Source organism: Streptomyces sp. NPDC029296, from assembly GCF_055569255.1.
In genome coordinates, this window is record NZ_JBVHXT010000048.1 from 34818 (window position 1) to 48750 (window position 13933).

The following is a 13933-nucleotide window of genomic DNA, read 5'->3' on the forward strand; positions in this document are numbered from 1 at the left end:
CCCGCACGCACGATCAGGAGTCAGCAGTGGCCCGGCGCCCCCTCCCCCGCATCCTGAGCAAGGACAGCGCCCAGCTCGCCCGGACGCAGCTCGCCCGGAGCAGGGAGCTGGCCCGGACGGCGGCCGACAGCGCCACCGACATCCTCCATCCGCTGATCACCGTCATGCGCGGGCTGGGCGTGCTGGCCACGGCCGGCCGTCGCCGGTGGGCGGACACGCCGAAGGACAGACGCGGGCCCCTGCTGTTCCTCGCGGCCTCCGCGGTCATGGTCGTGGCCCTGATGCCGTACGGGCCGCTGCTCGCCGTCGTCACCGTGATGGCGGCGGCGGCCTGGCAGGGCCGCGACCGCGCCCCGTCGGCGTCCGAGGGTGCCGACGCCGCCCGGACCGAACGCCTCACGGCGCTCTACGAGGCCCTGGTGCCCCACTTCGCCGGCACCGACGACCCGGCGCCGCTGTACGCGCACGGCGGGGAGTGGGAGAAGGCGTTCACAGCGGCCGAGTTCGACGCCGCCGGACGCGTCGGCCACCTGGTGATCCGCTACCCCGCCTACTTCCCGGACGGTGAGCCCGAGTCCCGCGCACGGGTCGAGCAGCTGCTCACCGCCAAGGCCGGGCGGAGCCGCGAGTACCACTTCGACTGGGACGAGGAGGCCAACCGGCTCACCGTCACCGCGCTCGCCCCGCTGCCCGCCGACATCCCCGCCCAGCGCTTCGTCACCGCGCCCGGCGAGACCGTCCTCGGCTACACCGACCCCAGCGAGGTGCGGCGCACGCTACCCCTGTCCTACGGAGAGGAACGGGTCGACGTCCCGCCGGTCGTCTGGCGCACCGGCGTCCGCTCCACCGAGCCGCACCTGCTGGCCGTCGGCCACCCCGGCAGCGGCACGTCCACCCTGCTGCGCTCCATCGCCCTGCAGGCCCTGCGCCACGGCGATGTGCTGATCGTCGACGGCGGCGGCACCGGCGAGTACGCCTGCCTGACCGGCCGGGACGGGGTCCTGGCCGTGGAGTGCGCGCTCGCCGGGGCGCTGGCCAGCCTGGAGTGGGCCGCGCGGGAGACCGAGCGGCGGCTCATCGCGGTCAACCTGGCCCGGCAGGCGGGCGACCCGCCGCCCGAGGACACCCGGCGTCCGCTGTGGATCCTGCTGGACCGGCCCGCCGTCTTCACGCACCTCGCGGCGGCCGACGGCCGCAAGGACCCGCAGGCGCTGCTCCAGGTGCCGCTGCGGCACGGCCGCGCGGCGAACGTGACCGTCGTCGTCGCCGAACAGTCCGACAGCGCGGAGACGCTCGGCGACGCGGTACGGCAGCACACACGTGCGCGGGTCGTGCTCGGGGCCGCGTCCCCGCGGCAGGTCGAGGCGGTGCTCGGGGCGGTGCCGCACACCACGCCGCCGGCGCACGTGCCGCCCGGGCGCGGGTACGCCCGGCTGGGCGCGGGCCCGGTGCACCGGCTCCAGGTACCGCGTACGCCCGACCCCTACGACGACGCCACGAGCGACGCCGACCGGCAGGCGGTGCTGGACCTGCTGCCCGCGCGGCCCACCGCCGCCCCGGCCGGGCCGGCGGACCTGTCGAAACCGGTACCGGCCGGGACACCGGTGCCGGCGGAGGCCGTGGCGGCGGACTCCTGACCGGGTCCCGGGCGCCCGGGCGGGGCGCCCCCTCCCCCGCCCAGGGGGCGGGCGTACCGCCCTACGCCACGAACGTGCGCGGCGACTCCGTCCCCCCGGTCATGCCGGCCTCCACCAGGCGCGCCGCCGCGGCCAGCCGGGCCGCCGCCTCGTCCGCCACCGCTCCCCCGACGGTGAACGGAAGCCGCAGATAGCCCTCGAACGCCCCGTCGACACCGAAGCGCGGCCCGGACGGCACGCGGACGCCCGTCCGCTCACCGGCCTCCGCGATCCGGGACCCCGACAGACCGCCGGCGCGCACCCAGAGCGTCAGCCCCCCGCGCGGCACCTCGAACTCCCAGTCGGGCAGCTCCCGGCGCACCGCCGTCACCAGGGCGTCCCGGTTCTCCCGGGCCTGCGCGCGGCGCAGCTCCACCGCCTGTGCCCAGCCACCGGTGCTGAACAGCCAGTTCACGGCCAGCTGCTCCAGCACCGGGGTCCCCAGGTCGGCGTACGCCCGCGCGGCGACCAGACTGCGGACGACGTCCGGCGCCGCCCGCACCCAGCCGATCCGCATCCCCGCCCAGAACGCCTTGCTGGCCGAGCCCACCGTGATCACCGTGGAGCCGGCCGGGTCGAAGCCGCACACCGGCCGGGGCATGCCGCCGTCCCGGACGTCCTCGTCGAGCCACAGCTCGCTCATCGTCTCGTCGGCGACCAGCACCGTGCCGGCCGAGCGCGCCGCGTCCACCAGCCGGCGCCGCTGGTCCTCGTCGGCGAGCGCCCCGGTGGGGTTGTGGAAGTCGGCGACCACGTAGGCGATGCGCGGCGCGGCCTCGCGCAGCACCTGCCGCCAGCGGTCCACGTCCCAGCCGGAGAGCCCCTCGGCCATCGCGACCGGGACCAGCCGGGCGCCCGCCTCGCGCATGAGCTGGAGGATGTTGGCGTAGGACGGCGACTCGACGGCGATGCGTTCGCCGCGGCCCCCGAAGAGGTGGCAGATCGCGTCGATGGCGCCCATCGCGCCGGTCGTCACCATGATCTGCTCCGGCATGGTGGGGATGCCGCGCGCGGTGTAGCGCTCGGCGATCATCGAGCGCAGCGCGGGCAGCCCGGCCGGATAGTCGCCGTGGGTGTGGGCGTACGGCGGCAGCTCCTCCAGGGCGCCCTGCACGGCCCGGGTGAGCCACGGCTCGGGCGCCGGGAGCGAGGCGCAGCCCAGGTCGATCATCGACCCGAGGGACTCCGGGGGCAGCGGCTCCAGGCCGCGCGCCGGGATCGGGTTGCCGGCCGGCACGGCGGTCCAGCTGCCGGCGCCGCGCCGGGACTCCAGGAAGCCCTCGCCGCGCAGCGCCTCGTAGGCCGCCGCGACGGTGGTACGGCTGACGGCGAGGGCCAGGGCCAGCTCGCGTTCGGCGGGCAGGCGCGCGGCCACCGGGACGCGGCCCTCCAGGACGAGCAGCCGGATGCCGTCGGCGAGGGCGCGGTAGGCGGGGGGACGGCGGGTGCCGGGGCCGGCCGGGCGGTCCTGCTGGGAGGTGAGGAGCCGGGCGAGCTGCGCCGCCCCCACCGCCGAGGTCCACTGCGCCATGAAGATCAGTCCACCTTCCCCGGATTGGCCATGGATGGCGATTGGTATCAAGCCACAGAGTGCCATGTGTCAGGCCACCGCCACCACTCAGGGGGGTATTTCCATGTCCACTGTCGGCTCCGGGACCACCGGATCCACCGTCGGCACGTCCGCGCCCGGCCGGCGACTCGGCCGGCGCCTGGTCCGGCTCTACGCCGGACTCGCTCTCTACGGCGCGAGTTCCGCGCTGCTCGTGGCGGCCGGACTGGGCCTGGAGCCGTGGAACGTGCTGCACCAGGGGCTCGCGGAACTGACCGGACTCAGCATCGGGGTCGTGTCGGTCATCGTGGGGGCGGCGGTGCTGCTGCTGTGGGTCCCGCTGCGGCAGCGGCCCGGGCTGGGCACGGTCTCCAATGTATTCGTGGTCGGTCTGGCGATGGACGGCACCCTCGCGCTGCTCCCGGACGTCCACTCCCTCGCCGTACGCGTCCCCCTGCTCCTCGCCGGCGTCGTGCTCAACGGCATGGCGACCGGCCTGTACATCACGGCGCGCTTCGGTCCCGGCCCGCGCGACGGGCTGATGACCGGGCTGCACCGGCGTACCGGCCGCTCGGTCCGGCTGATGCGGACGGCCGTGGAGGTGGCGGTGGTGGCGACCGGGTTCGCCCTGGGCGGCACCATCGGGGTGGGCACCGTGCTGTACGCCGTGTCCATCGGCCCGCTGGCGCAGGTGTTCCTGCGGATGTTCGCCGTCCCGGCGGCACCGGCGGGCAGCACCGTCGTTGCCGCCGGGACACCCGGACGGGCGATACTGCGTCCGTGACCTTGACGACGCCCCCGCCGCGCCACCCGTATCTGGACCACCCGGGGCCGATCGCCTTCGCCCACCGGGGCGGCGCGGCCGACGGCCTGGAGAACACCGTGGCGCAGTTCCGGCGGGCGGTGGAGCTGGGCTACCGGTACATCGAGACCGATGTACACGCCACGGCGGACGGCCGGCTCGTCGCCTTCCACGACGACACGCTGGACCGGGTCACCGACGGCGCGGGCCGGATCGCCGGCCTGCCGTGGGCGGAGGTGCGGCGGGCGCGCGTGGCGGGCCGCGAACCGGTGCCCCTGTTCGAGGAACTGCTGGAGACCTTCCCCGGGGTGCGCTGGAACATCGACGTCAAGGCGGAGCCGGCGCTGCGGCCCCTGCTGGCGCTGCTCGAGCGCGCGAACGCCTGGGACCGGGTCTGTGTCGGCTCCTTCTCCGAGGCGCGGGTGCTGCGCGCGCAGCGGCTGGCCGGGCCGAGGCTCGCCACCTCGTTCGGCACGCGCGGGGTACTGGGCCTGCGGCTGCGCTCCTGGGGGCTGCCCGCCGCGGTGCGCCGGTCGGCCGTGGCCGCGCAGGTGCCCGAGGACCGGTCGGGCGTGCCCGTGGTCGACCACCGCTTCGTCCGCGCCGCCCACGCGCGCGGGCTCCAGGTGCACGTATGGACCGTCAACAAGGCGGAGCGCATGCACCGGCTGCTGGACCTCCGCGTGGATGGCATCATGACGGACCGCATCGACATCCTGCGCGAGGTCATGGAGAAGCGCGGCGTCTGGGCCTGACCGCCCGGAGCGATCCGGCTACGATTTCGCACTCGGCGCGAAAGAGCGGTAGTGTACGCGTTTGGCCTGCCAGGCGTACCGTTACTGCGCGTCAAAGATGCCGGAACGCTGGGTGACATCTGCTAGCAGATGTGACAAACCGGGCGCCTGTGGGTAGAACAAGGGGCGGCTACGACGGCGACGCATGACCCGGAACGGGAATCTTTACCGCCGACCGGACGTTGACCGGATGACGACGACAGCGACACCTGTCCTGTGGGCGACAAGCCCGGGAGGCACGATTCATGAGTGAGCGAGCTCTTCGCGGTACGCGCCTCGTGGTGACCAGCTACGAGACGGACCGCGGCATCGACCTGGCCCCGCGCCAGGCCGTGGAGTACGCATGCGAGAAGGGACATCGCTTTGAGATGCCCTTCTCGGTGGAGGCGGAGATCCCGCCGGAGTGGGAGTGCAAGGTCTGCGGTGCCCAGGCACTCCTGGTGGACGGCGACGGCCCTGAGGAGAAGAAGGCCAAGCCCGCGCGCACCCATTGGGACATGCTGATGGAGCGGCGCACCCGCGAGGAACTCGAAGAGGTCCTCGAGGAGCGTCTGGCGGTGCTGCGTTCGGGCGCGATGAACATCGCGGTCCACCCCAGGGACAGCCGCAAGAGCGCCTAGTCCCCGCGCGGGGCTCGGCCGATTCACAGCGCGACACAACGACCGCGGGCGCCGTACATGAAGACCATGTACGGCGCCCGCGGTCGTTGCGCGTGCGTGTGGTCGTTGTGCGCAGGTGCGCGGAAACCGTGCGCCCGGACGGGGCCGCTCAGCGGGTCAGCGGCGGACGGGATCCCCGCGACGGGTCGTACGGCTCGTCGTCCCTGATGACCTCGCCCGGCACCACCTTGCCGTCGGGGCGGTGCATGCGGGCCTGCTGGAACACGTCCCCCAGACCGCCCGGGGCGACCCGGCGCAGGCGCTTCTCCACGGCGTTCTCCGCGAGGCGGCTCACCGCGCGCTGGACCGGCGGGAGCAGCAGGAGCAGACCCGCCGCGTCCGAGACGAGGCCCGGGATGATCAGCAGCAGACCGCCGAGCATCATCAGGCCGTTGCCGCCGCCGCGGGCCGGCGAGCCGCCCTGGCGCACGGCCTCGTTCAGGCTCGCGAAGGCGCGGCGGCCCGCCCGCTTGATGACGGCCGAGCCGGCCACGAGGCCCGCGACGAGCAGCAGGAACACCGTCGGACCGCCGGCCGCGCCCGCGACCAGGGTCAGCAGCCAGATCTCCAGCACCAGCCACGCGGCGACGCCGAGCGGCAGATACCTGCGCAGCCGGGAGCGGCGGCGGGCGGGGTACGGGGAGGTCGGAGCGCCAGTCGTCATACCCCCAGTGTGCCTGGGCGGGGCTCAGCACCGGATAAGGGAGCGGCCGGCCGCGGCCGTGACCGGTGTGCTAGGCGGGCCGGTCCTTGCCGGTGAACCGGCCGATGCGGTCGCCGACGCCCCAGGCGGTGACCCGCCACAGCGCCTCGACCACGATGTCCCGGCTCATCTTGGAGTCGCCCAGCTCCCGCTCGACGAAGGTGATGGGCACCTCGACGACGTGGTAGCCGGCCTTGACCGCGCGGCGGGCCAGGTCGACCTGGAAGCAGTAGCCCTGCGAGGCGACCTCGCCCAAGCCGAGGCCCTCCAGCGTCTCCCGGCGGAAGGCCCGGAAGCCGCCCGTCACGTCCCGGATCGGCACGTCGAGCATGAGGCGCGAGTAGGTCGAGCCGCCCCGCGAGAGGAACTCCCGCGACCTGGGCCAGTTCACCACCCGGCCGCCGGGCACCCAGCGCGAGCCGAGGACCAGGTCGGCGCCCTTGAGGGCGGTGAGCAGCCGGGGCAGTTCCTCGGGCTGGTGGGAGCCGTCGGCGTCCATCTCGATCAGCACGCCGTAGTCGTGCTCCAGGCCCCAGCGGAAGCCCGCCAGGTAGGCGGCGCCCAGGCCCTCCTTGCCCTTGCGGTGCAGCACCCGGACGTGGTCGTCCGCGGCGGCCAGTTCGTCGGCGAGCTTGCCGGTGCCGTCGGGGCTGTTGTCGTCCGCGATCAGTACGTGCGCCTCGGGGACGGCCTCGCGTACCCGGCCGACGATGGACTTGATGTTCTCCGCCTCGTTGTAGGTCGGGATGATCACCAAGGCCGTGCCGAGCGGACCGAACTGCCTCCCCTGGGCCTTGGCCGCGAGGGTCCCGTCGCCGTCGTTCACTGCTGCCCCTTCATGTCGTACGCAGGGGTCCACCATAGTGGCCGCGGCCTGGGAAGACGTGACGGCGCGGGCATCGGATGGTGTCGAATGCCCGGGAGCGGGGTAAGAGTGATGATTTTCGGTGCCTTCCCGCCGCGCTCCGGGCGGCTTTCCGCCACGACGGGTGGGGGCCCGGCGCCCTTCGGGCCGACCTGGGACCCGCTGGCTGCGGATCTACCGAAAGCCGTTGTCTAGGGAGCGCCCGGGCCCCACCCGGGTCACACCGGCCGACCGTCCGGGACGTTCCCTCGCCGGCGCGGGCGCTGAGCCTGGATCCCGGTGGCGGTGCCCCGGTGCGGTACACCGTCCCTGACCCAGCGGCGCTGCGACGAGCCCTGCGAACGGCCCCGGTCGGGCGTCCGGTGGTGGACCCGGCCGAACCTACCGGCCCCCGGCCGCCGACTGTCAACAGCCCGCTGAGCTGGTGCGACGGCCCCCGCTCAACGGACGGCGGGGAGGATGCGCAGGTGGGGCGGCGGGGCCGCGGCGGGCGGCGGGGGCCGCGCCACCCCGGGAGATCACTCGCCCGGCCGTACGAACACCGTCCGTCCGCCCACCACGGTGCGCAGACAGACCGGCAGGTCACGGCCCGGGGTGAGGTCGGGCAGGCCGGGGGTGCCGGAGCGCGGGTCGGTGGACCAGCGGGCCACCCGGTCGTCGGGGGCCTGCACCACGAGCCGGTCCGTGCGCCAGACGGCGTAGTCGGCGGGGGCGCCGGGGACCAGCACGCCCGCGTCGTCCCGGCCGACGGCCCGCCAGCCGCCGCGGGTGTGCGCGGTGAACGCGGCCCGGACCGAGATCCGGTGCTCGGGCGTGTGGTGGAAGGCGGCGGCGCGGACCGTGCCCCACGGGTCGAGCGGGGTGACGGGGCTGTCCGAGCCGAACGCCAGCGGTACACCGGCCCGCAGCAGCGCGGCGAACGGGTTGAGGGTGCGGGCCCGCCCGGCGCCCAGACGCCGGGCGTACATGCCGTCCTCGCCGCCCCACAGCGCGTCGAAGGCGGGCTGGACGGAGGCGATCAGGCCCAGCTCGGCGAAGCCGGCGACGGTCTCGGGGCTCAGCATCTCGGCGTGCTCGACGCGGTGCCGGGCGGCACGGATCCGGGCCAGGCCCACCTTCTCGGCGGCGGCGCGCACGCCCTCGACGACGACGGCCACGGCCGCGTCGCCGATGGCGTGGAAGCCGGCCTGGAGACCCGCCTCGGTGCAGGCCACCACATGGGCGGCGACGGCGCCGGCGTCCAGGTAGGCGGTGCCGGTGTGGGCGGCGTCGGCGTACGGCTCGTGCAGGCAGGCGGTGTGCGAGCCGAGGGCGCCGTCGGCGAACAGGTCGCCCGCCGCGCCGGCCGCGCCCAGCGCGCGGGCCTTGGCGGTGTCCTGTTCGGCCCAGTAGCCGACCACGCGGGGGCCCGGCGTATCGGCGGCGAGCCGCAGCAGGCCGGTGAAGTCGTCCTCGGAGGAGATCCGGGGGCCGCCGCACTCGTGCACGGTGCCGATGCCGAGGGAGGCGGCGTGCGCCAGCGCGGCGCGCTGGGCCTCCTCGCGCTGGGCGGGGGTGATGGCACCGAGGGCGGCCTCCCGCACGACGTGATGGGCGTCCCGGGTGAGCGGGGCGTCGTCGCGCGGCACGTCGGCGCCGACCAGGTCCAGCAGGGCGGTGCTGACGACCGCCGAGTGCACGTCGATGCGGGAGAGGTACAGCGGGCGTCCGCCGGTCGCCTCGTCCAGCTCCGCGCGGGCCGGCGGCCGGCCGCCGGGCCAGCGGGCGGCGTCCCAGCCGTGCCCCAGCAGGACCCGGTCGCCGGGGCGGGCGGCGGCGAACTCGCGGATCCGCGCGAGGGCCGCCTCCAGGGAGGGGGCGCCGGACAGGTCGAGGCCGGTCAGGGCGAGGCCGGTGGCGGTGGTGTGCACATGGGCGTCGGTGAAGGCCGGGGTGACCAGGGCGCCGTCGAGGTCGACCACCTCGTCGACGCCGTCGGCGAAGGCGTCGGCGGCGCCCTCGGAGCCGACCCAGGCGACATGGCCCGCCTCGACGACCATCGCCGTCGCGAAGGGGTCGGCGGGACTGTGCACCTCGCCGCGGCGGAGCAGGACGGTCTGGGGGGGCTCGGCGGTGCGGTTGCTCATAGCCGACAGTTTCCCCCGGCCCCGGAGGCGGGCCGCACCGGGGGCGCGCCGACGGGGCGCCCGGGGCCGCCGCCGCGCCGGGCCGTCGTCAGATCTTCGGCGGGCGGGCCTCGTAGGGGGTCGAGAGGACCACCGTCGTCCGCGTCGACACCCCCGCCAGCGACCGCAGCCGGGCCAGGAGTTCCTCCAGTTCGTGCGGGGTGGCCACGCGCACCTTGAGGATGTAGTTCTCGTCGCCGGCCACGCTGTGGCAGGCCTCGATCTCGGGGACGCCGGCCAGGCGGTCCGCGATGTCGTCGGGGGCGCTGGGGTCGAACGGTTTCACCGAGATGAACGCGGTCAGCGGCAGCCCGACGGCCTCGGGGTCGACGACCGCGGCGTAACCGCGGATGACGCCACGCTGTTCGAGCCGGCGCACCCGCTGGTGCACGGCCGACGTGGACAGGCCCGTGGCCTTGCCCAGGTCTGTGTAGCTCATCCGCCCGTCCTCGACGAGCAGCTGCACGATCTGACGGTCCAGCTCCTCCATGCCGCCACAACCTACAGTGCGCTTGATCTCCACGGATACCTCGGAGACGCAGGTCATGCCCCGTCGCCCGGAAAAGGCGGGGGGACGGGCACCTGCGCGTGGCATGTGACGAAAGCCACACGACTGGGGAGGGCTCCGTGATGTTCTCGTGATTACCGCGGAGGGCTGACGGGAAGTGCTTGGTGTGGTCGAGGCCGCAGTGCCTTCACGGCCCAGCCTTAGGGGGAGAATCCCATGCAGAGTACCCATCGCCCTGGTCGATCCACGTCCGCGCGGCCCCAGCCGGTCACCGAGCCCGAGCCGGAGGGCGTCGAACCCGACGTCTACGACGAGGAACCGGACGCCTACGACACCTTCGAGATGTACCGGGTGATCTGCCCGGACTGCGCGCAGCCGATCGCGCTGCTGGCGGACGAGGAGTTCCTGCCGGAGCACGCGCTGTGCGCCTCGCCGTGGAACCCGTTCGGGCTCACGGTGTGCGCGGGCACGGGCCGTCCGGCGGCCGACGCCCGCCCCGCGGACGAGTCCGTCGAGCCGCAGGAGCAGGACACGGCGCTGCTGCTCACGCTTCCCCAGGGTCTGAACTGGCGGACGCAGCCCTTCTCGCACGTCGGCGGCCCGGGCTCGCGCCCGATGCGCGTGCCGGAGATGCGCCGCCAGGCCGCCTGAGCCGGCCCACCCCTCCCCGTACCCGCTCCGCACCATGGCGCGCAGGCCGCCGTGGTGCGGGTTCGGCGCGCCCGGGCCCGCCGGGAGGGGTGGCGGACGAGGCCCTCGGTCCCCTGGACGCGTCCCGGCCCCGCCCGGGCGGGGCGGAACCCCGCGCCGGGCGGCGGCAGTCGGTCGTGCGGCCGGGGCGGCGGCCCGATCACGCACGCGGCCAGGTGCTCGCGTCCGGCGTCGTCCACCGCGTGGGGCCGGCCGCCCCGGTGGACTGACGCTCGCATCCGCCGGCGGATGGCCTGTCGGCCGTCGGCGCGTTGCCCGGTACGACTCCCACGTATCCGGCGACCGGGCGTCGGCGCCACCCCTCCACTCCCCGCCCGGCTCACACGCCGGCGCCGTCCCCGGCCCGGGGTCCGCCGGCCCACCGGGATGTGACGCGTGCCTGGGCGGGCCGGGCCGGCGGCCCCGGCGGTGCTCACGGGCCGGTTCAGCGACCTTCCGGGCCCGCCACGTGACGGGCGATGACCATCCGCTGGATCTGGTTGGTGCCCTCGACGATCTGCAGGACCTTCGCCTCGCGCATGTAGCGTTCGGCCGGGAAGTCGGCGGTGTAGCCGTAGCCGCCCAGGATCTGCACCGCGTCCGTGGTGACCTTCATGGCGGTGTCGGTGCAGTGCAGCTTGGCCATGGCGGCCTGCTTGGCGAACGGCCGGCCCGCGTCCCGCAGCCGGGCGGCGGCGAGGTACAGCGCGCGGCCCGCCTCGATCTGGGTGGCCATGTCGGCGAGCATGAAGCGCAGGCCCTGGAAGTCGGCGATGGGCCGGCCGAACTGGCGGCGCTGGACGGCGTACCGGACCGCCTCGTCCAGGGCGGCCTGGGCGAGGCCGACGGCGCAGGCCGCGATGCCGAGCCGGCCCGAGTCGAGCGCCGACAGCGCGATGGAGAAACCCTGGCCCTCCTCGCCGATGCGTCTGCCGTCCGGGACGCGGACGCCGTCGAGGTGGACCTGGGCGGTGGGCGAGCCCTTCAGGCCCATCTTCCGCTCGGGTGCCGCGCCGCTCAGACCGGGCGCGTCGCCGGGCACGAGGAAGGCGGTGATGCCGCGCGGGCCGTCCACGCCGGTGCGGGCCAGCACGGTGTAGAAGTCGGCGATGCCGCCGTGGGTGATCCAGGCCTTGGTCCCGTCGATCACCCACTCTCCCCCGCCCTCGCGGACGGCCTTGGTGCGCAGGGAGGCGGCGTCGGAGCCGGAGGACGGCTCGGACAGGCAGTAGGCGCCGAGCAGGCCGCCGCCGAGCATCGCGGGCAGGTGCTCGACCTGCTGCTGCTTGCTGCCGTAGGTGGCGAGCGCGTAGGACGCGAGCGTGTGCACGCTGACGCCGAGGCCGACGGTGAGCCGGGCCGTGGCCAGTTCCTCCAGCACCTGGAGGTACACCTCGTACGGCTGGTCGCCGCCGCCGTACTCGGCCGGGTAGGGCAGGCCGAGCAGGCCGGACTCGGAGAGCAGGGTGAAGACCTCGCGCGGGAAGCGTCCGGCGTCCTCCTCCTCCGCGGCCTTCGGCGCGATCTCGCGCTGGGCGATCTCCCGGACGAGGGCGAGCAGGTCCCTCGCCTCCTCCGTGGGCAGTTGACGCTCCACCGGCTGCGGGTCGCGGTCGGACATGGCGTCGGGCTCCTCCCTGTTCGGACACCGGCGGGAGGGCCCGTGGTGGGGGCGGCTCCGCCTGATCGTTCCGCTGTGCCGAGGCGCCCGCTCCCGGGTCTCGGAAGCTGCTGACCAGCGGCATGCGCTGTGAGTATGCCCGATCGCCGACCTCCCGTCACCAGTTAACGACCGCTCACTTCAGGATTCCCGCGCGGACTTCACTCGTCGGTGAAATTGGTCCGAACCATTGACCTACTGGTCTAGTCCTCCTACTGTGCAGGCCACGCGTTACCGCGTTCATGCCAATCGGCGCGCTTTCCCCTCCCCCCACGAGGAGACACCCGATGCACACTCCCCACCGCTCGCTCGTCCGGACCCTCGTGTCGGCCGCGTGTACCGCCGTCCTCGGCGCCGGTCTGCTGGCCGGGACGGGCACCGCCACCGCGGCGGCCCCGAGCGCCCCCGAGGCCGAGGCCGCGGCCGGCTCCAAGGTCGTCGGCTACTTCACCGAATGGGGCACCTACGACCGCAAGTACTACGTCAAGAACATCGAGACCTCGGGCTCCGCGGCCAAGCTGACCCACATCAACTACGCCTTCGGCAACGTCACCGGCGGCAAGTGCGCCATGGGCGACGCCTACGCGGCCACCGACCGGGCCTACACCGCCGCCGAGTCCGTGGACGGCGTCGCCGACACCTGGGACCAGCCTCTGCGCGGCAACTTCAACCAGTTGCTGAAGCTGAAGAAGAAGCACCCGGGCCTGAAGGTCCTGTGGTCCTTCGGCGGCTGGACCTGGTCGAGCGGCTTCGGCGAGGCCGCGAAGAACCCGGCCGCCTTCGCCCAGTCCTGCTACGACCTGGTGAAGAACTCCAAGTGGGCGGGTGTCTTCGACGGCATCGACATCGACTGGGAGTACCCGAACGCGTGCGGCAACACCTGTGACACCAGCGGGCGGGACGCGTTCCGCACCCTGATGGCGGCGGTGCGCGCGAAGTTCGGCTCCGGGAACCTGGTCACGGCGGCGATCACCGCGGACGCCACCAGCGGCGGCAAGATCGACGCGGCGGACTACGCCGGGGCCGCCCAGTACGTCGACTGGTACAACCCGATGACCTACGACTACTTCGGCGCCTGGGACGCGAAGGGCCCGACCGCCCCGCACTCCCCGCTGAACTCCTACTCGGGCATCCCGAAGGCGGGCTACTACACCTCCGCGACCATCGCCAAGCTCAGGGGCCTCGGCGTCCCGGCCTCGAAGCTGCTGCTCGGCCTCGGCTTCTACGGGCGCGGCTGGACCGGCGTCACCCAGGCGGCGCCCGGCGGCACGGCCACGGGCCCGGCGGCCGGCACGTACGAGCAGGGCATCGACGACTACAAGGTGCTCAAGACCAAGTGCCCGGCGACCGGCACCGTGGCCGGGACCGCCTACGCCAAGTGCGGCAGCGACTGGTGGAGTTACGACACCCCGGCGACCATCGCCACGAAGATGACGTACAAGAACCAGCAGGGTCTCGGCGGCACCTTCTTCTGGGAGCTGAGCGGCGACACCGCGAACGGTGAGCTGATCAAGGCGATCAACTAGCCCGGCCGGCCCCTCCGCCCCACCCGCCCGTCAGCCGTCCCGGCGGGCGGGCGGCGACGGCTCCCGGTGCCGCGAGGCGTCGCTTCGACGTGTCGGTTCAGAGCAGGCCGAGCTGGGTCACGAGCATCGCGAACACCGCGACGAGGACCCAGCCCACGATGTGCTCGAGGAGTTCGGGGCCGTCTTCCTGGGGGCCGCCGGTGACGGCGCGGGCGGCGGTGGCCGGGTGTGCGGTCATGGTGTTCACTCACAGACATCGGACGAATACGGCTGAAACCCCCGCCCCTGACGTCCACCATGCCACCCGCGACGGCGTTCGCGGCGATGAACTTGGTC

At 74.3% G+C, this 13933-nt stretch carries 13 protein-coding genes; 6 read left to right on the forward strand and 7 right to left on the reverse strand.

Going from position 1 to position 13933, the window contains the following annotated elements; genetic code table 11:
* The first annotated feature begins 26 nt into the window (after positions 1–26).
* A complete protein-coding gene (locus tag ACZ4W9_RS33405) occupies positions 27–1637 on the forward strand; it encodes a hypothetical protein (RefSeq protein ID WP_467942126.1) in 1611 nt (536 codons plus the stop codon).
* Positions 1638–1698: 61 nt separating this feature from the next.
* Here ACZ4W9_RS33405 and ACZ4W9_RS33410 read toward each other — a convergent pair whose 3' ends face one another.
* Complete coding sequence (locus tag ACZ4W9_RS33410; RefSeq protein ID WP_467942128.1) at positions 1699–3207, reverse strand: SCO1417 family PLP biosynthesis transcription factor; 1509 nt, start codon at positions 3205–3207, stop codon at positions 1699–1701.
* Between the two features lie 103 nt (positions 3208–3310).
* Here ACZ4W9_RS33410 and yczE point away from each other — a divergent pair, with 103 nt between their 5' ends.
* From yczE to ACZ4W9_RS33425, 3 genes are all read left to right on the forward strand, one after another.
* Positions 3311–4009 carry a membrane protein YczE gene (gene yczE / locus ACZ4W9_RS33415; RefSeq protein WP_467942129.1) on the forward strand — a complete coding sequence of 233 codons (699 nt, stop codon included), beginning with the start codon at positions 3311–3313 and terminating at the stop codon, positions 4007–4009.
* Positions 4006–4782 carry a glycerophosphodiester phosphodiesterase gene (locus ACZ4W9_RS33420; RefSeq protein WP_467942131.1) on the forward strand — a complete coding sequence of 259 codons (777 nt, stop codon included), beginning with the start codon at positions 4006–4008 and terminating at the stop codon, positions 4780–4782. The genes yczE and ACZ4W9_RS33420 overlap by 4 nt, the downstream gene beginning before the upstream one ends.
* 284 nt (positions 4783–5066) lie before the next feature.
* Entirely contained in the window at positions 5067–5441 is a 375-nt protein-coding gene (locus ACZ4W9_RS33425; protein ID WP_003977404.1) for an RNA polymerase-binding protein RbpA, read from the forward strand.
* A gap of 148 nt (positions 5442–5589) precedes the next feature.
* Here ACZ4W9_RS33425 and fxsA read toward each other — a convergent pair whose 3' ends face one another.
* The 4 genes from fxsA to ACZ4W9_RS33445 form a co-directional block, all read right to left on the reverse strand.
* Complete coding sequence (gene fxsA, locus ACZ4W9_RS33430; protein WP_467942132.1) at positions 5590–6144, reverse strand: FxsA family membrane protein; 555 nt, start codon at positions 6142–6144, stop codon at positions 5590–5592.
* A gap of 70 nt (positions 6145–6214) precedes the next feature.
* Positions 6215–7009, reverse strand: a complete 795-nt coding sequence (locus tag ACZ4W9_RS33435) for a polyprenol monophosphomannose synthase (protein ID WP_467942133.1) — start codon at positions 7007–7009, stop codon at positions 6215–6217.
* A gap of 557 nt (positions 7010–7566) precedes the next feature.
* Positions 7567–9174: an amidohydrolase gene (locus ACZ4W9_RS33440; protein WP_467942135.1), complete on the reverse strand. Its 1608-nt coding sequence runs from the start codon at positions 9172–9174 to the stop codon at positions 7567–7569.
* Positions 9175–9262: 88 nt separating this feature from the next.
* A complete protein-coding gene (locus ACZ4W9_RS33445; RefSeq protein ID WP_362192249.1) occupies positions 9263–9703 on the reverse strand; it encodes an Lrp/AsnC family transcriptional regulator in 441 nt (146 codons plus the stop codon).
* Between the two features lie 234 nt (positions 9704–9937).
* On the opposite strand from ACZ4W9_RS33445, the gene ACZ4W9_RS33450 reads away from it, so the two are divergent.
* On the forward strand, positions 9938–10372 hold the full coding sequence (locus ACZ4W9_RS33450; protein WP_467942136.1) for a hypothetical protein: 435 nt from the start codon (positions 9938–9940) through the stop codon (positions 10370–10372).
* A 484-nt stretch (positions 10373–10856) separates the two neighbouring features.
* Here ACZ4W9_RS33450 and ACZ4W9_RS33455 read toward each other — a convergent pair whose 3' ends face one another.
* Positions 10857–12032 carry an acyl-CoA dehydrogenase family protein gene (locus tag ACZ4W9_RS33455; protein WP_467942137.1) on the reverse strand — a complete coding sequence of 392 codons (1176 nt, stop codon included), beginning with the start codon at positions 12030–12032 and terminating at the stop codon, positions 10857–10859.
* Positions 12033–12358: 326 nt separating this feature from the next.
* Here ACZ4W9_RS33455 and ACZ4W9_RS33460 point away from each other — a divergent pair, with 326 nt between their 5' ends.
* A complete protein-coding gene (locus ACZ4W9_RS33460) occupies positions 12359–13597 on the forward strand; it encodes a glycoside hydrolase family 18 protein (protein WP_467942139.1) in 1239 nt (412 codons plus the stop codon).
* A gap of 97 nt (positions 13598–13694) precedes the next feature.
* On the opposite strand, the gene ACZ4W9_RS33465 is transcribed toward ACZ4W9_RS33460, so the two are convergent.
* Positions 13695–13835 (reverse strand): SCO1431 family membrane protein, encoded by a 141-nt coding sequence (locus tag ACZ4W9_RS33465; RefSeq protein WP_467942140.1) that lies wholly within the window; start codon positions 13833–13835, stop codon positions 13695–13697.
* Positions 13836–13933: the final 98 nt, after the last annotated feature.